We start from the raw sequence: 21,383 nt of genomic DNA, 5'->3' as shown, positions 1-21,383 counted from the left end.
GGATGTGTGAGGATAATCGGGCGGTGGCCCGGATGCTATCCGACAGCGGAAAACAATCGTGGCTTCTCGACTCGGCCCAAGTGGCTCTTTTGCCGGGCCGGTTCCACGGCACTTGGAAGCCTTATTCATGAAGTTTGATGGTTTTTAACGTTAATGGATTTGGAATTGTAGAAAATGTGGAATGTCTAAATGATTGATTGTGAAAATGGATTACGGACAGGCGGTGCGGTTGCGGTCCCAGGAGGGGGCTCTCGGTTTTCGCGAGACTGTCGCAAGGATCCCGGGATCTCGTTCCCACGCTCTGCGTGGGAATGCCGTCTGCGACGCACCGCGTCGTCTTCCCTGGCGGGCGGGTCCGCCATCGGAGAGGCTTGAGCCTCACCGCTTGGCGGCTGGCGTGGGGTCGGTTATCGTTCGAGGTCGATCCGTGGGTGAAGGTCGCGCTTGCCAACCAACCAGAAAGGACAGACCTCATGAAGATTCAAGCCATGGGCCTGGGATTGATCCTCACGCTCGGCACCTCGATGGCGATCGCTTTCGAAGCCCAAGCGCCTCGAACGCTCGACGTCTGGCCGGGCCCCGCACCCGGAGAGGTCGGTTCGATCGGTGAGGAGCAGGCCAAGAAGAAGGCCGATGGGACGACCGTCACGAGCCTGACCAACGTGACGAAGCCGACGATTACGCTCTACCGGCCGGAGGCGTCAAAGAACAGCGGGGTCGCGATCCTCGTTTGCCCGGGGGGCGGGTATCGGAACCTGGCCTGGGACCACGAAGGGGAGCAGGTGGCGCGTTGGCTCAATGAGATCGGGGTCACGGCAGCCTTGCTCAAGTATCGGGTTCCGCGCAGGGAGGGCACCCCGGACAGTCAGCCTCCTCCGCAGGCGCTCATGGACGCCCAGCGTGCCCTGAGCCTGATTCGCAGCAATGCCGCCGACTGGGGGATCGACGCGAAGCGAATCGGCATCCTCGGCTTCTCCGCCGGCGGGCACCTTGGCGCCTGGGCCGCGACCAATGCCGATCAGCGCGGCTACGAACCAATCGACGCGGTCGATCGCGTCGATTGCCGCCCTGATTTCGCGGCCCTGATCTATTCGGGGGGAGTCATCAAGAAGGGGGCAAGCGAGCTGACGCCCGAGATTCGCGTGACCTCGCTGACGCCGCCGATGTTCCTGGTCCATGCCAGCAACGATAACGTGAGCCCGGAGAACAGCGTCCAGCTCTATCTCGCCCTGAAACGGGCCGGCGTGCCGGCCGAGATGCACCTCTATGCCACGGGAGGCCACGGCTTCGGCATGCGGCCGAGCGAACACCCCAGTTCCACCTGGCCGCAACGGTGCGAGGATTGGCTCCGTGCCCAGGGGATCCTCAAGGCGGATAAGACGCGTTGATGAGAATGTTTGCCCTTGGTCGCGGTTGCGGTCATCAGGGCCCGCTGTGTGCTGACGTCTCGCCCTCGGTTCCAGGGCGAGACGACTGTGTTCTCGCCCGGGCAAGGTGCATCAACCGGAGCGCCTCCGCCTTGGACTTTCGACCGAGCTCGCGGGCGAGTTTCGCCTCTTGAACCGCCCGCAATTGCGCTTGCCTGACCTGCTCCCACCCGCGAATCGCTCGGGAGAGCGGGTAAAGCAGGAGAGCACAGCCTGCAACCGCGATCATCAACGATCGCAAATTGAGCCGAAATCGACGAGGTGGCACGGCCTCCAACATCTTTTGGGTCTCCTTGGTCCGTGTCGCTCTCCCATCATACCGTCGGGGCCGGAGTGATTGAACTCGACCGGAAACTTCGCCGCTCAGCGCCTGGTATCGACTGAGGATGTCTCGATCGGAGATCGAGATCAAAACAAAGGGAGGTTGTGATCGTGAGGGAGTTTCGGTCGACGCTGTTCGTCACGCAGAGGATCACCCCCAAACGTATCAAACATTGTTCGTGGCTTCTCGCGGTCGTGGTTCTGATCTGGCTGGTCGGTTCCCTGGTGGTGGCCCATCGACTGACCCGGCGTCGTCGCGCTCCCTTCGCCGAGCCGGCCCCGACCGTGGCCTGGGGAGCGTTCGAGTCGACCCGGCTCTCGACTCGAGACGGACAGAAGCTCGGGGCCTGGTATGCGGAGGGGAAGGAGGAAGCGGCTTCGGTCCTGCTGCTGCACGGCAACGGAGGCCGCCGCGGGAACTGCCTCGATCGGGCTCAGATCTTTGCGGCCGAAGGCTGCTCGGTGCTTTTGATCACGCTCCGGGCTCACGGTGACTCCACGGGGCAGATCAATGATATTGGCCTCAGCGCTCGCCACGACGTGGTCGCCGCTGTCGATTTCCTCGAGCGACGTCGGCCAGGCCGGCCGGTGGTCGTGCTCGGAACCTCGATGGGCGCGGCGGCGGCGATCTTCGCGTCCGGAGAACTCGCTCATCGGGTCAGCGGTTATATTCTGGAAAGTCCCTATGAGCATTTGAGGAGAGCCGTGCGGAACCGCACCGAAACTGCGCTGCCGCCGCTCCTGGATTGGGTCGCCTACCAGGGCCTTCTGCTCGCCTCTTACGTCGTCCTTCCCGACTTGGACGCGATTTCGCCGGTCAAGTCCATTGAAGGCATCCCACCCGACGTACCCGTCCTGATCCTTGCGGGGGGAGCCGACCGTAAAGCACGTCCTCAGGAAGCCAAGGCGCTCCACCGCCGCGTGAAGTCTCACGGCCGGCTGATCCTGTTCGAGAAGGCCGGCCATCTCAATTTCCTCGAGACGGACGGCACGCGCTATCGCCGTTCGCTGATCGACTTCGTTCACTCGCTCAAACCTGGGACGACGTGATTCTGATCCTCGTCTCGCACAGGGTTGTTGAAGCTATGTCGAACCCGTGATGTCTTTATCGGTAATTTGCGATTTCCCGTTGGGTGGGCACGGCTACCCCAACGGGAATCGTTGGACCGACGATGACGGCCGCGGTTGGCTCAGGCGAGGATCTCGCGGATCGGTTTGCCGAGGTCGATCTCGAGCCGTTTCTGGCCGGGGACTTCGAGGCGCCGGGGGTCGAGGCCGAGTTGATGCATGACGGTGGCGTGGATGTCGGTGACGTAGTGGCGATTTTCGACGGCGTGGAAGCCGAGCTCATCAGTGGCGCCGTGGACGACGCCCCCTTTGATTCCGCCGCCGGCGAGCCAGACCGAGAATCCGAAGGGGTGATGGTCGCGGCCGTCGGCCCCTTGGGCGCCGGGGGTGCGGCCGAACTCGCTCGCCCAGACGACCAGGGTTTCGTCGAGCAGTCCTCGCCTCTTCAAGTCTTTGATCAAGCCGGCGATCGGGGCGTCGACCTGGCCGCAGAGCTGGGTATGGCCGGCGCGGAGGTTGCTGTGCGCGTCCCACGCCCCGGCGCCGCCATTGGCGCCGTGGAAGATCTGAACGAACCGGACGCCGCGCTCGACCATCCGTCGCGCGGCCAGGCACTGGCGACCGAACGGCCGGGTGGCGTCCTGGTCGAGGCCGTAGAGGGCCTGGGTTTCGGGACGTTCGTTGTCGAACCGGACGACCTCGGGAACCGCCAACTGCATCCGGGCCGCCAGTTCATACGACCGGATCCGGGCCCGCAAGGCAGGATCGTCCGGATAGCGCACGGCGGACATCTGGTTGAGCCGACCGAGCAGCGCAAACTCTTGCGCCTGCTCTTCGCGGTAGATCTCCGGCCCGGGCGAGGCGAACGGGAGGGGATCGTCGGGGTTGGCTTCCAGGCGGACCCCGTCATGCTCGGGGCCGAGGTAGCTGCCGCCGTGCCCCGCCATGCCGCCGCAGCAGTCGGCCAGGGGATCGCCGAGGACCACGAAGCTGGGCAGGTCGTCGTTCAACGAGCCGAGTCCGTAGTGAATCCACGAGCCGATGGTCGGGAACGGGCCTTCAAGCGCGTGCCGGCCGGTGTGGAACTGGAGCTGGGCGCCGTGGTCGTTGTCGGTCGTCCACATCGAGCGGACGACGGCGATGTCGTCGATACAGCCGCCGACGTTCGACCACCAGTCGCTGACCTCGATCCCGCTCTGGCCCCGCTTGCGGAACCCGTTCTGGAGCGGATAGATCTTGGGCTGGATGGCATGGTTGCCGGCGACGAACTCGCGGAGGTTCTTCTTGTTGTACGGCGAGTCGAGCACGCTGTTCAGCGGCGTCTCGGCGATCGTCTTGCCGGCGTACTTGGTCAGGCTCGGCTTGGGGTCGAACCCTTCGACGTGGCTGACCCCGCCCACCATGAAGAGCCAGATGACATTCTTGGCCTTGGGGGCAAAATGCGGCAGACCGTTGGGCGGAGCCCAACCGCCGCCGATCTCCTCGGCGCGGGTGACGCCGTCGCGATTGAGCATGGCGCTGAGGACCAGGCCAGTGAAACCGAACCCGAGGTCGGCGAGGAAGGCGCGCCGGGGGGTTCGACCGCAGCTCGGATCGCCTGAGTGTTTGGACACCGTCATCGGTAAGTTCCCTCGGGGATCCTGGATCGACTCGCTCGATCGTAGCGTCGGCGGGGAGTCGGGACAAGCAATACCGTCAGTTCTCGGCCTTGGTCACCGTGGTCTCCTCGGCCAGGAAACGCTCCAAAGGGGGGCGTTTGAGGTGGTGTCCCGCAGCCTGCTGATAGGCGTTGGCCACGGCCAGCAAGGTCGTTTCGCCGTAGAGGCGGCCGGTGAACGTGATCGAGCCGGGGGCGTCGCGCCCCTGGCGACTCGCGAACGTGTCGGGCAGGACGGCGGTCGGGTGGCCGGTCAGGTTGGTGATCTCGAGGTCTTCGCCATCACCGACGTAGAGGTCGACGGTCTCCATCAGTCGCGCCATCGATCGCATCAGGAGCGAGCGGACCCGGGCGGCGCGGAGGTACTCGACCGCGGGGGTGAACTGCCCCTGGATAAACGCGGCCGGCCAGGTGTTCAGACCTTCCGTGACATGTTTACGGGTCAGTTCGTCGAACACGGCGGCCGCCTCGGTACGAAGCATCAGTGAGACGGCCGAGGCGGGATAGTCGTCGGGCAGCGCGATCGGAACCAGGGTGACGCCCAGTTCGCGGAGAATTTTCAGGTCCTCGCGTTTGTCGACGGGGCGGTCGGACTTCTCGAAGTACCCCACCTTGAGCCCGCGGAGGGCCACTCGGGGGGCCAGGCGAACGGATGATCGACGGCGCTCGGGTCGAGGCCGTCGAACCCGTGGATCGCGTCGAGCACCAAGGCACAGTCTTCCATCGAGCGGGCGATCGGGCCGAGCTTATCCATCGACCAGGAGAGGGACATACAGCCATGCCGGCTGACCCTCCCGAACGTCGGGCGCAGCCCCGATGCGCCACAGGCCTTGCACGGGGAAACGATGCTCCCGAGCGTCTCGCTGCCGATTGCGAACCCGACCAGGCCGGCCGCGACCGAAGCGGCGGACCCGGCCGACGAGCCGCTCGACCCGCGGCGCGGGTCCCAAGGGCTGCGCGTCATGCCGCCGAACCAGCGGTCTCCCTGGGCGAGGGCTCCGAGCGTGAGCTTGGCGACGAGCACCGCCCCCGCCTCCTCCAACCGCGCGGCCACGGTGGCCTTCTCATCGATCACGCGATCCTTGAACGGAGTCGCCCCCCAACTCGTCGGATAGCCCGGATAGGCGATCAGGTCCTTGGCTCCCCACGGGATCCCGTGCAAGGGCCCGCGATAAATCCCGGCAGCCAGCTCGGCGTCGGCCTTGGCCGCTTGCTTCAATGCGAGTGCTTCAGTCAGCGTGACCACGCACTTCAAGAGGGGGTCGAACCGTTTGAGCCGGTCGATGTAGAGAGTCGTCAGCTCGGTCGCGCTGACTTGCCGGGTGCGGAGCAAGGCCGAGAGTTCCGTCACCGGTAGGAACGCCAGAGCCTCGTCGGAATCGGGACGTTTGGGAGCCTGCCATTCGGTCGGACTGGCCTGGTTGCGGCGGACCCCTTCGGAAGGGCGAAGCCCCGGGGCCGGCACGAACGAGAGGGCCGGCGGGACGTCGTAGTCGACCTCGACCGCGCGGAGCGTTTTGAACGCGTCGAGGCTTCTCTGCACTGAGCGGGCCGCGGTCTTGCGCTCTTCGTCGGTCAGCTCCAGGCCGGCGATCCACTCGGCCTGCTTGATCATCTCCGGCGAGACTTTTCCCGCCTCGTCAGCCTGGACCGCCAGGGCGCGACGGAACGTGGCCGTGCCGATCCCGAGTGCCGCCAGGGCTTTCAATGTCGCCCGTCGGGTCGATCCTTCACGGATGTCGTTGGAGTTCCTCGCAGTCGCTTCTGAGGAACGACCTGGGACACTTGGGGTCTCGTGGGGCATGGAGGTCTCGTTTCGTCCGAGGTGGGAGAAGTGCGGTACGCGACTCATGGATTTGTACTTTCCGGATCGCCTGGCGCCCGATCGAAAAAATGGGCAAGCTCTCGCCGGATGGTGTGCGCCATCGGACGAACTCAAAGAAAGAATTGAAGATTTTGACCACGAATAACACGAATGACACGAATGGAAGCAATGACTGGGGATTCAAATTGCCAAAAAACATGTTGAGTTTCGTTGGCGTTCATTCGTGTCATTGAATTCATTCGTGGCTAAGTCTTCTCTGCTGGGAAGCACCTCATCCTCTGGGCGTGACCTCGCGATCTTGTTCGCTGTTTCAAACGGCGTAGTGGGTTGCCACTTTTTGGACGGCCGCGGCCAGGCTCAGGACGTAGTCCTCGCTCATCCCCTCGTGAATCGTGATCCGGACGCCAGTCTTGAGGATCGCTTCCGCTTCGGGGCAGGAGACCTTGGCGTAGTCCATCGTGGTCAGGCCGAGCTCTTTCACGGGCCAGCGGCCGGCGAAGAAGCCATGTTTCTGGAAGACAGGGTTGCCGTAGAGCGGCACGGGAATGTATCCCGCCGAGGCGGGAACGCCTTCCGCGGCCAGGGCCTTGACGAATTCGGCTCGATCGCACTTGAAGGCTTCGGGCCGGAGGCGGAACATCAAGAACCAGTATGTCGAGCGGTCGTCGGCATGGATCTGGTGGGGCTCGATTCCGGGAGCGCCGGCGAGCTTGGCGTTGAGCCGATTGCCGAGCTGTGAACGCTTCTCCGCGATCCCTTCCACCCGCGTGAGCTGGGCGGCGGCGAATCCGGCTTGCGGCTCGCTCATCCGGTAATTCGTGGCGAAGACCTCGAACAGGCCCCCTTTGGCGAGTCGGTCCATTCCTTTGTCGCCGAACCGCTGGAGGAGCGGGCCGAACCGGGGGTCGCTCGAGGCGACCACGCCCCCTTCGCCGCTGGTGACGTGCTTGGCGGCTTGCAGTGAGAAGCAGCCGATATGTCCGACCGTGCCGATCGGCTTGCCGCGGAATTTGGCCCCCCAGGCCTGGGCGCAGTCCTCGATGAGGACCAGGTTGTGCTGGTCGGCCAACGTTTTCAGGGCGTGCATGTCGCACGGGTTGCCGGCCAGGTGAACGGCGATGATCGCCTTGGTCTTGGGCGTGATCCGCTGCGCCACGTCTTCGGGATCGAGGTTGTACGTGTTCCGCCCCAGGTCGGCGAAGACGGGGACGGCCTGCTGGTAGATGGTGCCGATCACGGTGCCAATGTCGGAGATCGGGCTGGTGATGACCTCGTCCCCCGGCTCGATCCCGGCCGCCGCGACGGCGATGTGCAAGGCCGCGGTGCCGGACGAGCAGGTCATCACGTGCTCAAGCGGGCAGGTCTGCCGGAACCGATCGATCAGCAAGGTCGTCTGCGGCCCCTTCCAATAGAACATGTTCGCTTGATCGATGAGGGCATTCATCTGCTCGCGTTCGGGCTCGCCCCAGCGGACATGCTTGGGCATGGCCCCTTGCACGGCCTTTGGCCCTCCTTGCAACGCGAGTCGCTCGGATGGGGTCGCCTCTTCCTGACCGTATAGCTTGGCGGCCCCCATGGCACCCGAGGTCGCGGCGAGGAACTGGCGGCGAGAGAAAGGATTCTTGGGTGTCATGGCAGAAATCCTGTTCAGATGTTTTGTTGTGGACTCGTCGGTTCAACGCGCCGCGGGAATCAATTGCCGCGCGTTTTGCTCCTGGATCGCCCGCAATTGAGCCGGGGTCAGGTCCGACTCTTTGAGTTTCAGGAGGGCCGACTCGAAGTAGAGGTAAGGCGCATGGGACCCGAAGAGAACACGATCGACGGGCACCTCCTCGAGCAGGCTCGCCACGCCACCGGCACCTTCACGTGAGGAGAGATCCACCGAGACGTCGCCGGCCCTGACCACCTTTTGAAGCGCTGGCCCGCGAATGACGCTCAGTGAGTTCAGCAAGAGCAGACGAATGCCTGGAATCGTTTCGATCACCGCCACGAGCGGGGCCGGGTTGACCGGGGCGACCCGGAATGCGTGGTGCATCATCCGTTCGTCCTCCATCTGGAGGCAGAGCGCGACCACCAGGTTGCGCTTGGTCGCCAGCGCGAGGAGTTGGGCGAACGCCGGGTGGTCGAGTGCATACCCGTGGTAGTTCGGGTGGAGCCGGATCCCCGGCATCCCGTGCTCCTCCACGCATCGCCGGAGATCCTCTTCCCAGTCGGGCTGGGCTGGATTGACCGACCCAAACGGAACGAGGCGGATGCCGGACTGGGCACGACACTCGTGGGCCAGGCGCGCGTTAACGCTGGCCAGATCCTTGTGGAGCAGGCCGTCATAGCTGCCGGCCCAGGCCTCGACCACGCCCTGGCCGCTCAGTGTCGCCACGAGCCGGGCCGGGTCATCGTGAGGCACGCGGCGGGTTGGCCAGCGCGAGAGATTCACGTTGGCGTCGATGATACGAGGCGTCACAGTCGGACCCCCTTCGCCTGGAGGATCGGCCCGAGCAGCCGCTTGAGGTTGCCCGCGAGAATCAGTTTCTTGGCCGCATCAGGAATGTCGGCCCCATGCACCTTGGCGAGTTGCGACGCAAAGCTCCGTCCACCGGCGTCGCTGCCGTAGATCACGCGCTCCGCGCCGAGCTCGCGCACCGCCATTTCGGTGATCCCGGCCACCGGGTCTCCGCCAGCCAGGTCCGCCGCCACATTCGGTCGCGCCCGGATGGCCCGGATTCCCAATTCCCAATCCCCCCCGGTATGCCCGCAGATCAGCGTGGCCTTGGGATGCCGACCTGCCAGGGCCGCGAGATCCATCGGAGTCGACTCTCCCGGGAGGTTTCCCGTGGCTTTGATCCAGGTATGCTGAAAAATAACGGCGTTGAGCTCCGCCGCTCGCTCGACGATCGGATCCAACTCCGGGGCGTCCGCATGCTGCGCCACCCAGAGCTTGACGCCGACCATGGGGCCGTCGCGCACGCAACGGTCGAGCTCGGCGAGGCTCTCCTTGACGTGTTTCGGGTTGAGATAGACAAACCCGAACGCCCGGTGGTGCCAGTGACTCAACGCCTGGAGGACTTCGTCGTTCTGCTTGCGGAAATCGTCGGGGGAGGGGTCGTACGACCAGTTCATCCCCATGTAGACGCAAATTCGGGCAATCCCCATCCGGTCGGCGTACTTGATGAGCTGAACCATGCGCTCATCGGGTGTCCGGCCGGGAACCCCGGAGAGATGGCAGTGTAGATCCCAGACCTCCACAGGTTCTCCTTTGTAGTCGTCGATTGTTCCCAGGCAGACGAGGGCGTACAGTCACCGATGCGGCGCTGTCCGATCGTACGAAGCGATGCCTACCCTTACAAGAAAAAGAACGACAAATCCATGCCGAGGAGGCGCTGCCCGATCGTACGAAGCGGTACTTTCGCTCTTGGAGGGTCGGCTACAGTCTGCCTCCCTCTTTTTCGAGATTTTGGCAGGCTGAAGCCGACCCTCCGAGGATAATCGGGAAGGTCATACCGTCGGCCGACAAGAAACTGGAGTCGTGCCGAGGTGATTCCATGCGGATTACGACCTCAGGAGGCAGGGTTCTCCTCGAACGCGAAGGGAATCTGGAACGGGCCGAGCTCTCGGGCCTCAAGCTGTCCGATGCCCATTTCGCTCATGAATTCCTCGTCGGCGCGAACCTGACGAGCGCGATACTTATAGGTGCCAACTTTGATGAGGCGGATTTGTCGGACGCATGCCTCGTGGATGCTTTGATGTCCGGAGCATTTTTGATGTCCGCAAAATGCGATAATACAAACATGAGAGGTGCTGACCTCTACTGGGCTCTGGGGTTCCAGGCGTCGTTTCGCGGCGCCGATCTGACCGGAGCGGATTTTCGAGGGGCGGACTTGCAGGAAGCCGACTTTACGGGAGCAAGCCTTGAGCAGGCCAACTTCGGCAGAGACAACCTCAATGGCTCGACTAAGCAGGTGGACATGGTCTTCCATAACATCGAATGATGTGCAAAGCCTGGGTGCCACGCAACGTCGATTACTGATGCCTCATCCTACTGCACTCATGTGCTTGTTTAGCAAGGCTTTCTGTTCCTGAGTCAGGGTGTGGAGCACAGGCGGTTTCGGCGGCTTATGCGGTTTGCGACGAGGCCACTTGCGTGTGGCTTTCGGGCTCTTCTGCTTCCGGCACCCGGCGCGGCAGCCCGCGAGTCGCTTGTGGTAACACTTGGCCTTGGGTTTCACGGCCGCGTCGATCTCCTTGCGGATCTCGATCAGAACTTTGCGGGGGCTGATCACTGGGCCATCGGTCGCCGACGCCGACGCCGACGCCGGCCGAAGCGCCAGGTCGGCATGCGCCAGGAGGATCTGCGTGGCCAGCAGTGACAACTCGGCCTCGCGATGCACCAAGGCCACCGTGCGGCTAGCGAGTTTCAATTTATTGATTATACGCTTGTATGTGCGAAATAGTCCTTCATTACGCCATCTCCAGCGGTAGAATTTGGCGGCCGTCGCCGCCGACATCCGGGCTGGGTCGAGGACGTCGGTCAGGAGCCAGACGTCGCGTTTGACCGACCCCTTACCCTTGCCCTTGGCCGGGATCCGGATCAAGCGGCATTGGATCGGCGCTTCCCCTTTCTTCTGGACATAGTTCGGCCAGTACAAGACAGGGCCTTCGGTCCAATCCTCCAGGTTCGCCACTTCGAGGGTGTAGAGGTCGACCCGCGACGACATCCGGAACAGGAACGATCGCTTGACACCGAGGATCGCCCGGACCAGATCGAAGCCCATATAAGCGGCGTCGCAGACGATCAGGGCCTCGGGCGAGAGGGTGGCGAGCAAGTGCCTCAAATGCTCTTGCTCGGCCGCGGTGCCCGGGCCGAGTCGCCACGACCAAAGCAGTCCCGTGGGCAAGTGGACGAACGCCGTCAGCCAGACGTTGGGGGCCGCGTCGTTCTTGCCGGCCTGCCCGAGTCCCCGTTCCAACTCGGGGGTGCGGGGGCACTCGATCCGCGAGCCGTCGCAGCCCATCGGCTCGAAGCCGTCGACAATCCGCCGCGACCCCAGTCGGGCGTGGATCTGTTGCCGAACCCCCGCGGCCAACGCCCTGAGTTGTCGCATGGGGACGCGTCGCATCGCTTTCTGGAAGCCGACGAGGGTCTTTCCCGGGCGTCTTCGCGACTCATGGCAGGCGACGTAGTATCCCCGGGCCTTCTCAAACCTCTCGGACTCGGAGTCGCCGGTGGCCCAGGTCATGGCGAGCATGACCACGACCAGTGGCTGGAGATCCCACCGCGGCGCCGACCGCCTTTGAGGAACAACCCCTCGGGCTTGCTTCCAGACCGTCGGGGTGAGAAACTGTCGGACATAGCCGATCAACGACTGCGGTTGCTGCAAGCCTTGCAGCGTCCGAGCTGCCTTCATCGCCGTTCTTCCTCAATCCAGGTGAGTGCCGGTTGCTAGCCGCACCCATCATGACGAAGAACGGCGATTTTTTGCCCCCCCTTCTCTCGAACGAACCGCAGCCACGGAGCGGCAGTAATTCTCTGGTCCGGTGAGAGTTACATCCGTTGTTGACGACGCCGAGTTACTGACGTTGGGTGCCACGGGTTGTACTCAACCCGTGAGCCAAAAACCTGGGTAATCGCTCACGGGTTGGGTACAACCCGTGGCACCCAGTGGGCTTTGCATCCCCGAGGTCACCCATCAGAAAATCAAAGGAAACCGAGACCAACGGCTTAGCGTTCAAGGAACCAACTTTAGCGAGACGGACCTGAAAACAGCCCTCTTGGAAGGGGCCTTGTATGACTCACGAACACGCTTCCCCGAGGGATTCAACCCGAAGACGAGAGGCATGATCTTTCGTGAGCAAATCAATTAAACATGGAATTTAAATAAATAAAATTTGTGATTTGAGGTTACGAAAATGGATAGGCAAAAGCTCACGCCAAGAGATCTCAAATGCAAATGGATTGCTGCTCGATTGCTCATGGTGTTCGGGGCCCTTGGGCTGGCGGGTTATGCTCTTAGCTCGGAGGCTGGGAAACCGCTGGCCTGGCTCCTGGTCGTGGGCATCCTTTTTCTTTTCATGGGCCATCAGGAGCAAATGGAACGGCTCAAAGATCGGGTTGTGCAGTTAGAGAAGGCGAACCGGGTTTCCCTCGATGCCCACCAACGACATTTGGACGCTTGGGCCAGGTTCAAGGGACCGGAAAGTCAGGACGTGGCCGAGGCCCTTCATCGCTTCGCGCTTCTCAATGACGAATTGGGCAAGCCTGGGGAAGCAGAACCACTCTACCAGCGGGCGTTGAGCCTTTGGGAGAAGACGCTGGGAGCTGAGAGCGAGGAGGTGGCGGGGTGCCGCTCCAATTTGGCGATCCTCTACCTCGATCAAGGGCGGTTCGAGGAGGCCGAACCGTTATTTCAACAAGCCCTGGCGGTCCGCGAAAAAGTGCTGGGAGCCGATCATTCTGAAGTCGCGATCAGTCTCACCAATCTGGCCTCGTATTACCAGGCGCGGGGCAACTTCTCCGAGGCTGAGCGACTCCAGCAGCGGGTGATATCGATCTGGGAGAATGTGTGGGCTTCCGATCATCCTGATCTCATCACCCCTTTGGAATTTCACGCGAGTTTGCTTCGAAGAACCAAACGATACTCGGAGGCGCGGTCGGTTGAAAAACGGATCAAGGCGATCCGTGAAAAGCAAATGGGGCGATAACCGCCCAGTCTATAAAAGTCAACGACCCGCCATGGAGCGAGGATTCACCCTCGTTCCCACGGTCCTCCGTGGGAATGCCGTCCCCGACGGTCCGCGTCGTCTGGCAGGCCTTTTCCCCCATTCTGGCGGCTCATCCCGCGTTTGGGGGTGGCCAGGATCGGAGGAGTTCCCGATAGTGGAGATCGTTTTCGAATGGCTGCGTTTGCGCTATGATCGTGTCATAGCTCGCCATGCTTGTGGCGGTTCGCAGGCTGTTGGTATAACGGGCCATCCCGGCGCGATGGCGGCGGTTTCTGACACGATCGTAGCGGCGGGCGTGGTGACCATTCCGCGGCGATCGGGTTGCAAACGATGCGAACCGTCGTCGCTCCCGAGTCCGGCTCGTTTTGTTCGCAGTGCGGTGTGGCACCAAGGTGGGGTGCCCCCGAGTCACAGGAGTGTTCGCAATGAGGCAATTGCTGTTAGGTCTGGCATGGGTGGTGGGTGGTGCGGTTTCTCAGGCGGGGGCTCAGACGCCGCCCAAGGTCGTGGTGACGGGCCTGACGAACCCGGAGTCGGTGGTGGTGAACTCGCAAGGGCAGGTTTTCGTCACGGTCATCGGCGAGCGCGAACGCGATGGCGACGGCGCCGTGCTGAAGATTGAACAGGGCAGGGCCGTGCCGTTCGCCTCGGGTCTCGACGACCCGAAGGGGCTGGTGGCTCACGAACAATGGCTGTACGTGGCCGACAAGACGCGGGTCTGGCGGATCGATGGGAAGGGCAAGGCGGAAGTCTTCGCCCCCGCCTCGGCGTTCCCAACGCCCCCGTTGTACTTCAACGACTTGGCCGTGGATGTGGAGAGCGGGACGCTCTATGTCAGTGACTCGGGAAACCGCAAGGGGGAAGGCGGGGCGGTCTTTCGGATCTCGCCGAAGGGGGTCGTGAGCCGGGTTCTCGACAAGACCCAGTTTCCGAAGCTCCACACACCGAACGGCTTGCTGCTCGATGGGGCGTCGCATCTGCTCCTGACCGATTTCGGCACGGGCGTGGTCTATCGGATCAAGCTGGCCGATCATTCGGTCGAGCCGATCGCCGACGGCCTTGGGGCTCCCGACGGGCTCGCCTGGGACCAGTTCGGGCGTCTCTTCGTGACCGACTGGAAGGGCGGCCGGGTGTTCGTCATTGCGCGACCCGGGGCCAAGCCCGTACTTCTCGCCCAGGGCCTCAAGAACGCGGCCGACCTCACGGTCGTATCCGCCACCAAGCGGCTTTTGGTTCCCGACATGGGTGGGGGCACGGTGGTCGAGGTGCCAATCACCGTCCCGGGCGCTGAGGTTAACGAAGAACCGCTTCCCTTGAAAACGGCGGTTGCGTTCCCCGACCTGCAGTGGGCTGGTTGGAAGGGCGAGACCGAGGACGGCCTGGTCCATACTTTGCGGCCGGTCGTTCTGACGCATGCCGGCGATGGCTCGAACCGCGTCTTCGTCGCCACCCAGCACGGCGTGATCCACGCGTTCGCCAACGATCAGAAGGCGACCCAGACTACCCGTTTCCTCGATATCCAGGATCGCGTTTCCTACAAGGACGAGACCAACGAGGAAGGCTTCCTGGGGCTCGCGTTTCATCCGAAATTCAAGGAAAATGGATATTTTTACGTTTTCTACACGCCGAAGTCGGAGAAGCTGACGAATATCGTCTCGCGGTTCCAGGTCCGCAAGGACGACCCCACCCAGGCTGACCCGACCTCCGAACTGGAAATCATTCGGTTCACCAAGCCTTACTGGAACCATGACGGTGGCACGATCGTCTTCGGGCCGGACGGCTTCCTCTACCTCACGCATGGCGACGGAGGCGCAGGGAACGACCCCCACGAGAACGGCCAGAATCTGAAGACCCTGCTCGGTAAGGTCCTCCGGATTGATGTTGACCACAAGGAAGGCGGCAAGAACTACGCGATCCCCAAGGACAATCCGTTCGTCTCCCAGGCCGACGTCCGTCCCGAGATCTGGGCCTATGGAATTCGCAACATCTGGCGGATGGCATTCGACCGCAAGACCGGCTGGCTCTGGGCGGGTGAGGTCGGTCAGAACCTCTGGGAAGAAATCGACATCATCACCAAGGGGGGGAACTATGGGTGGAACCTCCGTGAGTCGCTGCATCCGTTCGGCGCCAAGGGCGTCGGCCCTCGGCCCGACTTGATCGACCCGATCTGGGAGTACTCCCATCATGACACGGGCAAGTCGATCACCGGGGGCACCGTCTATCGCGGTTCTCGCCTGCCGGAGTTGGATGGGGCCTACCTCTACGCCGATTACGTGACCGGACGCCTTTGGGCCCTGCGTTATGATGAGTCCCAGCGCCGCGTCGTCGAGAACCGCTCGATCCCGTCGCCCGGCTTGCCCGTCCTGTCGTTCGGGCAGGACGAACAAGGGGAGGTTTACTTCCTGACCACCACCAACACCGGTCAGGGAATCTATTGGCTCACGAAGTGATCGAGTGACGATATCAATGCCTTATCGCTCCGTACTTACGGAGCCTGAGGACTTCTTGGGTGGCCCGGACAATCCGTTTCCGGGCCACCCTTTTTCGTTGGCTTGTGTGGCATGAAAGCGAAAACCGCGACCACCTTTTGAGGGCCTCTGATCCTCCGTTGTCGAGACGATGGGGCGTTATTGGTGAGCTATCGAATCCGTGGGTGGTTGCGTGGATTTTTTTTGGAGGGGAGGGCGAGGCCGAGTCTGGTTCCGGAATCGATGAGGGGCGTCGATCTCGAATGGTTCATCGGCTCTTCTTGATCGTCTCACGCTTTCGCATGAACTTTCCGCCCTGCGATTGCGCCGACGTGTTTTGGGTGGGCACGCGGGAAAAACGACCCGTTTCGGACTTGAGAAAAGGGGCCCCTCTTGACTAGTTGACCGATCAGTCTAGTATTGGCAACATGAGTGAAACGCGAACAAAGCGACCGCCTGTCGCGACCCGGACAGCCTTGATCACGGCGGGAACGCACCTGATCTTGGAGAAGGGGTACAACAATTGTGGCCTGGAGGAGATCCTCAAGGAAGCGAAGGTTCACAAAGGTTCGTTCTATCATTTCTTCAAGAGCAAGGAAGACTTCGGGCTGCACGTCGTCGCCGAATACGCCGCAATGCGGATGGCGAGTCTTGACGAGCAACTTAATAATACCGAGGTAAGGCCGCTGGCTCGGCTCCGTCGGTTTTTCGAGTTGGCGGCGCTTCGGCATCAGTCGCTGGGGTATCGAAAAGGTTGTCTCTTCGGCAACCTGGGCCAGGAGATGGCTGACCACAGCGAGGTCTTCCGGACACGACTTGAAGAGGTGCTGACCGAGTACCGGGCGAAGATCGCTCGCTGTTTCCGCGAGGCCCAGCAGGTTGGCGACCTGCGCGCTGACTTCGACGCGGACCGACTGGCCGGGTTCTGCCTGAACAGTTGGGAAGGGGCCATCCTCCGCATGAAGGTCGCCAAGAGCTATGAGCCTCTCGACGACTTCCTCTTCGTGATGTTCGAGACTGTTCTCAAGAGCAGCTCTCCCTCGGACACACGTCCCGTTTGACACGGGTCGTCGGGCTTCGGCCCCGGCCTTTTTTTGATTGATTTTCAACGCCTACCCTTGGCCTGTGCGGCGCCACGGCACGATCGATCATCGATCGCGTCCGCCGCTCCTCAGGAAGGTTTCGCTCCCCCATGTGGATCGTACGTCTCGCACTGCGACGGCCGTATACGTTCGTCGTGATGTCGCTTTTGATCGCCGTGCTCAGTGGCGTGACGCTCTTGCGCATGCCAATCGACATTTTTCCGGAGATCAACATCCCGGTGGTTGCCGTGGTGTGGACCTATCCCGGCATGTCGCCCGATGAGATGGAGAAGCGAATCGTCACGATTCACGAGCGGGCGATGACGACCACGGTCAACGACATCGAGCATATCGAGTCGCAGAGCCTGTCCGGCGTGAGCGTGATCAAGGTCTTCTTCCAGCCCGGCGCCAAGATCGAAGCCGCGGTGGCCCAGGTCAACGCGATCAGTAACGCGGTCCTCCGCGTCCTGCCGCCGGGGATCACGCCCCCGTTCATCATCCGCTTCAGTGCGTCGAACGTCCCGATCCTTCAGGTGGGCGTCGGTGGGGACGGGCTCTCGGAGCAGCAGCTCTACGACATGGGCCAGAACTTTATCCGGACCAGGCTAGCGACGGTCCAAGGGGCGCAAATCCCGCTGCCGTTGGGGGGCAAGCCCCGCCAGGTCATGGTCGACCTCGACCCCGATGCGCTCTATGCGAACAACCTTTCACCCTCCGACATCTCGCTCGCGATCAATGCCCAGAATTTGATCTTGCCCGCCGGAAACGCCAAGATCGGGCCTCGGGATTACCAGGTCCAGCTCAACAGCAGTCCCGACGTGCTCGAGGCACTTAACGACCTGCCGATCCGCCACGTCGGAGGCGCGACGATCCATATCCGCGACGTCGCCCAGGTCCGCGACGGGGCGGCCGTGCAGTCGAACATCGTCGTCAAGGACGGCCAGCGCGGCAGCTTGCTGACCATCCTCAAGGCGGGAGGCGCTTCCACGCTTGACATCGTGGCTCGAGTCAAGGCCGCGATGCCCTTGATCAAGGCGAGCTTGCCCGATGCGCTCAAGATCGACTTTCTGTTCGACCAGTCGGTCTTTGTCCGCCACTCGATCGAGGGGGTGTTGCACGAGGCGGCGATCGCGGCCGTGCTCACGGGTCTGATGATCCTGCTTTTCCTGGGAAGTTGGCGGAGCACCTTGATCGTCACGATCTCGATTCCGTTGTCGATCATGATCTCGATCTTGATCCTGTCGGCCCTCGGGCACACGATCAACACGATGACCTTGGGCGGTCTGTCGCTGGCGGTCGGGATCCTCGTGGACGACGCGACGGTCGAGATCGAGAACATACACCGCAACCTGGCGATGGGGAAACCGTTGAAACGCGCGATCCTCGACGGGGCCGAGCAGATCGCCGTGCCTGCCTTCGTCTCGACGCTGGCGATCTGCATCGTGTTCATCCCCGTGACGTTCCTCTCGGGGGCGGCCCAGTCGTTGTTCACGCCCTTGGGAATGGCGGTCGCCTTCGCCATGATGGCGTCTTACTTCCTGTCTCGTACCCTGGTGCCGACGATGATCAACGGCATGCTCGGTAAGGAAGTGGAGCTCTACCGCCAGAACGCGCACGAGCTCGAGGAAGAAGGGATCCACGTCGAGTACACGCCCGAGCTCGATGCGTTCGGTCAGCCGAAGCCTCCGGCCAAGGGCGACATCTTCTGGCGGATCCATCGCGCGTTCAACCATCAGTTCGAGAAGGTCCGGGGTCTCTACACCGCGATGCTCGACTGGGCGCTCGAGCATCGCGCCTTGGTCTGCTTGGGCTTTGCCTCATTCGTGGGGGGCACCTCGCTTCTGTTCGGCGAGTTGGGGCAGGACTTCTTTCCGACGGTGGACGCCGGCCAGATCCGGATGCACATCCGGGCGCCGTCCGGGACCCGACTGGAAGAGACCGAGAAGCTGTTCACTCGGGTCGAGGAGGTGGTTCGCAAGACGATCCCGCCCCACGAGGTGGCCACGATCCTGAGTAACATCGGCCTCCCCGCCAACGGCATCAATCTCGCGTTCGGCGACTCGGCCACGGTGGGCTCGGCGGACGGCGAGATGTTGATCGCGCTTCATGAACATCACGGCTCAACTCCCGAATACGTTGCCAAGCTCAGAAAGCTTCTGAGTCACGACTTCCCCGAGGCCACCTTCTTCTACCAGCCGGCCGATATCGTGGGCCAGATTCTCAACTTCGGGCTGGCCGCGCCGATCGATATTCAGATCAGTGGGAACCGACGTGATGAAAATTACAAGGTCGCTCGCGAGATCGAGAAGGAGGTCGCCAAGATCCCAGGGGCGGTGGACGTCCACCTGCACCAGATTGTCGACGCCCCGATGCTCCAGGTGAACGTCGACCGGACGCGGGCCGATCAGGTGGGACTGAGCCAGCGCGACGTCGCGAACAGTTTGCTCGTCACGCTCGCCTCGAGCGGCCAGGTTGCGCCGAACTACTGGATCGACCCCAAGAACGGAGTCAACTACCCGGTCGCCGTTCAGACCCCCCAGCGTCTGATCGACTCGATTGAGGCCTTGAACAACACTCCGATTGTCGCGCCGGGCGCCTCGGCGAACTCGGCCCAACTGCTCACCAACGTGGCGGACGTCGATCGTGGCGTGACGGCGGCGGTGGTGAACCATTACAACGTCCAGCCTGTCTTCGACGTGTACGCCAGCGTGCAAGGCCGCGACCTGGGGGGCGTCGCGGCCGACCTCGATCGGGTGATCGAGAAGATCGCCGGCCCGGTCGATCCGCTGACCGGGATCCGGACGAAACTGCCCAAGGGATCGAACCTGATCCTCCGCGGGCAGGTGGAGAGCATGAAGTCGTCATTCAAGGGGTTGGCGTTCGGGCTCGTCTTCGCGGTCCTGCTCGTTTACCTGCTGATGGTCGTGAACTTCCAGTCCTGGCTCGACCCGTTCATCATCCTCTGGGCGTTGCCGGGGGCCGTCGCCGGGATCATCTGGATGCTCTACGCGACTCAGACGACGATCAACGTCCCTTCGCTCATGGGAGCGATCATGTGTATTGGTGTCGCGACGGCCAACAGCATCTTGATGGTGACCTTCGCCAACGGCCGGCGTCTCCAAGGCGACGACGCCCGCACCGCCGCGCTGGCCGCGGGTCGGACCCGGTTCCGCCCCGTCTTGATGACCGCCCTGGCGATGATTATCGGCATGCTGCCGATGTCCCTGGGCATGGGCGAAGGGGGCGAGCAGAACGCCCCACTCGGCCGAGCGGTCATCGGTGGCCTGAGCGTGGCAACTCTCGCCACCTTGTTCTTTGTTCCGGTTATTTACAGCCTGCTGCGGCGCAAGCCGCCCATCGTTCAGACAGACGAGGATTGAGCCCATGACCACGGTGAACCTCACGCCGGACCAGACGCTGCCGGGCGTTAGCGTCCCTTCCGAGCATCCCAGGCCCGCCCGTTCCTGGAAGCCCCTCTTCGCCGTCTTCGGCCTGCTCGTCCTGTGCGGAGCGGTGTTAGGTGGCCTCTTTACCGTTGGCCGACGGCCCCGGCAAGAGCAACGGACCACCCTTTATGCCGAGACGGCCGAGGCGATCGCGAGCCGGCCTCGGGTCCAGATTTCGGTCCCGTTTCGGCGTGACAAGCCGGCGGATCTGACGCTTCCAGGCGAAATCCGCGCATTTCAAGACACCAACATTTTTGCTCGGACCGATGGGTACGTCAAACGCTACCTTGTGGACATCGGCGACAAGGTCGAGGCGGGGGCGCTGTTGGCCGAGATCGATACTCCTGAGCTTGACCAGGAGCTTAAGCAGGCCCAGGCGCTTCTGGCCCAGTCGAAGGCTAACCGCCAACTCGCCGAGTCGCGGCTCGAGCTGGCCGGGCTCACCCTCAGACGCTCCCAGCAACTCAATAGTCGAGGGGCCGAGACCCGGCAAGTTCTTGACGAGTTCACCGCGGAATTCAAGGTGGCCGAGGCGACGCTCCTGACCGCCGCGGCCGATATCGAAGCCAAGGCCGCCAGCGCCAACCGGCTGGCCGAGCTTCAAAAATTCCAGAAGGTCTTCGCCCCCTTCCGCGGCGTCATCACCGAGCGAAACATCGACACCGGCGCGCTCATCAGCTCGGGCTCCAGCCAGCCGCTCTACCGGATCGCGCAGACCGATAAGCTCAAGGTCTATGTCAACGTGCCGCAAGCGAACGCAATCGGCATCAAAGCAGGCCAGCATGCCGAGGTCTTGGTACGTGAACAGGCCAACCGGAAATTCGTCGGCAACGTGACGCGAACCTCCGGGGCGATCGAGACCCGGTCGAGAACCTTGCTCACCGAGGTTGTCCTCCCCAACGAGAAGGGCGAGCTCTACGCGGGCATGTACGTGAGGGTCCGCTTCGACGAGGCAGGGGGCCGCCCGCTGCTGATCCCGGCCACCACCCTGGTGATCAATACCCTCGGCACCCGCGTCGCGATTGTGGGCCCGGACGACGCGTTGCACTACCAGGAGGTTCAGCTCGGACGCGACTACGGCCAAGACGTCGAGATCCTCCAGGGCCTTTCGGGCACCGAACGGCTGATTCAGAATCCCACCGAGAATCTTGTCGAAGGCGTGAAAGTCGAGCCGACCGAACCCGCTCTGAAGACCGCCGCGTTGATTGGGGCCGGCGCGATCGCCGCGAAGACCACGGCCCGGCAGTAAAGCTTCGCCGAAGCCGTGATGAATTCATCAATGCTTTGCGATCGATCGGCGGTCCGGATCGGATTCATTCCGTCGGGTGGGTACGGCCCACCTGACGGGAATCGTTGGACCCACGATGACGCC

General features: G+C 62.7%; 15 protein-coding genes. 8 read left to right on the top strand and 7 right to left on the bottom strand.

From position 1 onward, the window contains the following. Positions 1–473: 473 nt before the first annotated feature. Together BUS42_RS14975 and BUS42_RS14965 are read left to right on the top strand one after the other, a co-directional pair. Entirely contained in the window at positions 474–1,388 is a 915-nt protein-coding gene (locus BUS42_RS14975; protein ID WP_074311074.1) for an alpha/beta hydrolase, read from the top strand. A 471-nt stretch (positions 1,389–1,859) separates the two neighbouring features. Continuing rightward, on the top strand, positions 1,860–2,798 hold the full coding sequence (locus BUS42_RS14965) for an alpha/beta hydrolase (RefSeq protein WP_159452227.1): 939 nt from the start codon (positions 1,860–1,862) through the stop codon (positions 2,796–2,798). Between the two features lie 140 nt (positions 2,799–2,938). On the opposite strand, the gene BUS42_RS14960 is transcribed toward BUS42_RS14965, so the two are convergent. From BUS42_RS14960 to BUS42_RS14940, 6 genes are all read right to left on the bottom strand, one after another. Beyond that, positions 2,939–4,435: a DUF1501 domain-containing protein gene (locus tag BUS42_RS14960; RefSeq protein WP_074307595.1), complete on the bottom strand. Its 1,497-nt coding sequence runs from the start codon at positions 4,433–4,435 to the stop codon at positions 2,939–2,941. Positions 4,436–4,511: 76 nt separating this feature from the next. After that, complete coding sequence (locus tag BUS42_RS45125; protein ID WP_254053522.1) at positions 4,512–5,084, bottom strand: amidase family protein; 573 nt, start codon at positions 5,082–5,084, stop codon at positions 4,512–4,514. Next, positions 5,033–6,277, bottom strand: coding sequence for an amidase (locus tag BUS42_RS14955; protein ID WP_254053521.1), 1,245 nt, complete (start codon positions 6,275–6,277; stop codon positions 5,033–5,035). The genes BUS42_RS45125 and BUS42_RS14955 overlap by 52 nt, the downstream gene beginning before the upstream one ends. Positions 6,278–6,608: 331 nt before the next feature. Continuing rightward, the gene (locus tag BUS42_RS14950; protein WP_074307594.1) at positions 6,609–7,931 is read right to left on the bottom strand and encodes a DegT/DnrJ/EryC1/StrS family aminotransferase; all 1,323 of its coding nucleotides are present in this window, start codon (positions 7,929–7,931) and stop codon (positions 6,609–6,611) included. A gap of 42 nt (positions 7,932–7,973) precedes the next feature. Continuing rightward, on the bottom strand, positions 7,974–8,759 hold the full coding sequence (locus BUS42_RS14945) for an amidohydrolase family protein (RefSeq protein WP_074307593.1): 786 nt from the start codon (positions 8,757–8,759) through the stop codon (positions 7,974–7,976). After that, positions 8,756–9,541 (bottom strand): amidohydrolase family protein, encoded by a 786-nt coding sequence (locus BUS42_RS14940; protein ID WP_074307592.1) that lies wholly within the window; start codon positions 9,539–9,541, stop codon positions 8,756–8,758. The genes BUS42_RS14945 and BUS42_RS14940 overlap by 4 nt, the downstream gene beginning before the upstream one ends. A gap of 296 nt (positions 9,542–9,837) precedes the next feature. On the opposite strand from BUS42_RS14940, the gene BUS42_RS14935 reads away from it, so the two are divergent. After that, positions 9,838–10,284 (top strand): pentapeptide repeat-containing protein, encoded by a 447-nt coding sequence (locus BUS42_RS14935; RefSeq protein ID WP_074307591.1) that lies wholly within the window; start codon positions 9,838–9,840, stop codon positions 10,282–10,284. A 42-nt stretch (positions 10,285–10,326) separates the two neighbouring features. Here the strand turns inward: BUS42_RS14935 and BUS42_RS14930 are convergent, their stop codons facing one another. Continuing rightward, entirely contained in the window at positions 10,327–11,700 is a 1,374-nt protein-coding gene (locus BUS42_RS14930) for a transposase (protein WP_074307590.1), read from the bottom strand. Between the two features lie 565 nt (positions 11,701–12,265). Here BUS42_RS14930 and BUS42_RS14925 point away from each other — a divergent pair. From BUS42_RS14925 to BUS42_RS14905, 5 genes are all read left to right on the top strand, one after another. Then, positions 12,266–12,994 carry a tetratricopeptide repeat protein gene (locus tag BUS42_RS14925; RefSeq protein ID WP_254053754.1) on the top strand — a complete coding sequence of 243 codons (729 nt, stop codon included), beginning with the start codon at positions 12,266–12,268 and terminating at the stop codon, positions 12,992–12,994. 446 nt (positions 12,995–13,440) lie between these two features. Continuing rightward, the gene (locus tag BUS42_RS14920) at positions 13,441–15,465 is read left to right on the top strand and encodes a PQQ-dependent sugar dehydrogenase (protein ID WP_074307588.1); all 2,025 of its coding nucleotides are present in this window, start codon (positions 13,441–13,443) and stop codon (positions 15,463–15,465) included. Positions 15,466–15,911: 446 nt separating this feature from the next. Beyond that, positions 15,912–16,544 carry a TetR/AcrR family transcriptional regulator gene (locus BUS42_RS14915; protein WP_074307587.1) on the top strand — a complete coding sequence of 211 codons (633 nt, stop codon included), beginning with the start codon at positions 15,912–15,914 and terminating at the stop codon, positions 16,542–16,544. A 131-nt stretch (positions 16,545–16,675) separates the two neighbouring features. Beyond that, the gene (locus BUS42_RS14910; protein WP_074307586.1) at positions 16,676–19,945 is read left to right on the top strand and encodes an efflux RND transporter permease subunit; all 3,270 of its coding nucleotides are present in this window, start codon (positions 16,676–16,678) and stop codon (positions 19,943–19,945) included. Between the two features lie 4 nt (positions 19,946–19,949). Then, a complete protein-coding gene (locus BUS42_RS14905) occupies positions 19,950–21,260 on the top strand; it encodes an efflux RND transporter periplasmic adaptor subunit (RefSeq protein WP_074307585.1) in 1,311 nt (436 codons plus the stop codon). Positions 21,261–21,383: the final 123 nt, after the last annotated feature.

Source organism: Singulisphaera sp. GP187, from assembly GCF_900129635.1.
Classification (GTDB): Bacteria; Planctomycetota; Planctomycetia; order Isosphaerales; family Isosphaeraceae; genus Singulisphaera.
This window is presented reverse-complemented; position numbering and strand designations above follow the sequence as displayed.

Excerpts from the sequence above, each read along its gene's own strand:
- BUS42_RS14975 (WP_074311074.1), top strand. The coding sequence starts at position 474 with ATGAAGATTCAAGCCATGGGCCTGGGATTGATCCTCACGCTCGGCACC.
- BUS42_RS14960 (WP_074307595.1), bottom strand. The coding sequence starts at position 4,435 with ATGACGGTGTCCAAACACTCAGGCGATCCGAGCTGCGGTCGAACCCCC.
- BUS42_RS14955 (WP_254053521.1), bottom strand. The coding sequence starts at position 6,277 with ATGCCCCACGAGACCCCAAGTGTCCCAGGTCGTTCCTCAGAAGCGACT.
- BUS42_RS14950 (WP_074307594.1), bottom strand. The coding sequence starts at position 7,931 with ATGACACCCAAGAATCCTTTCTCTCGCCGCCAGTTCCTCGCCGCGACC.
- BUS42_RS14935 (WP_074307591.1), top strand. The coding sequence starts at position 9,838 with ATGCGGATTACGACCTCAGGAGGCAGGGTTCTCCTCGAACGCGAAGGG.
- BUS42_RS14930 (WP_074307590.1), bottom strand. The coding sequence starts at position 11,700 with ATGAAGGCAGCTCGGACGCTGCAAGGCTTGCAGCAACCGCAGTCGTTG.
- BUS42_RS14925 (WP_254053754.1), top strand. The coding sequence starts at position 12,266 with ATGGTGTTCGGGGCCCTTGGGCTGGCGGGTTATGCTCTTAGCTCGGAG.
- BUS42_RS14920 (WP_074307588.1), top strand. The coding sequence starts at position 13,441 with ATGAGGCAATTGCTGTTAGGTCTGGCATGGGTGGTGGGTGGTGCGGTT.
- BUS42_RS14915 (WP_074307587.1), top strand. The coding sequence starts at position 15,912 with ATGAGTGAAACGCGAACAAAGCGACCGCCTGTCGCGACCCGGACAGCC.
- BUS42_RS14910 (WP_074307586.1), top strand. The coding sequence starts at position 16,676 with ATGTGGATCGTACGTCTCGCACTGCGACGGCCGTATACGTTCGTCGTG.
- BUS42_RS14905 (WP_074307585.1), top strand. The coding sequence starts at position 19,950 with ATGACCACGGTGAACCTCACGCCGGACCAGACGCTGCCGGGCGTTAGC.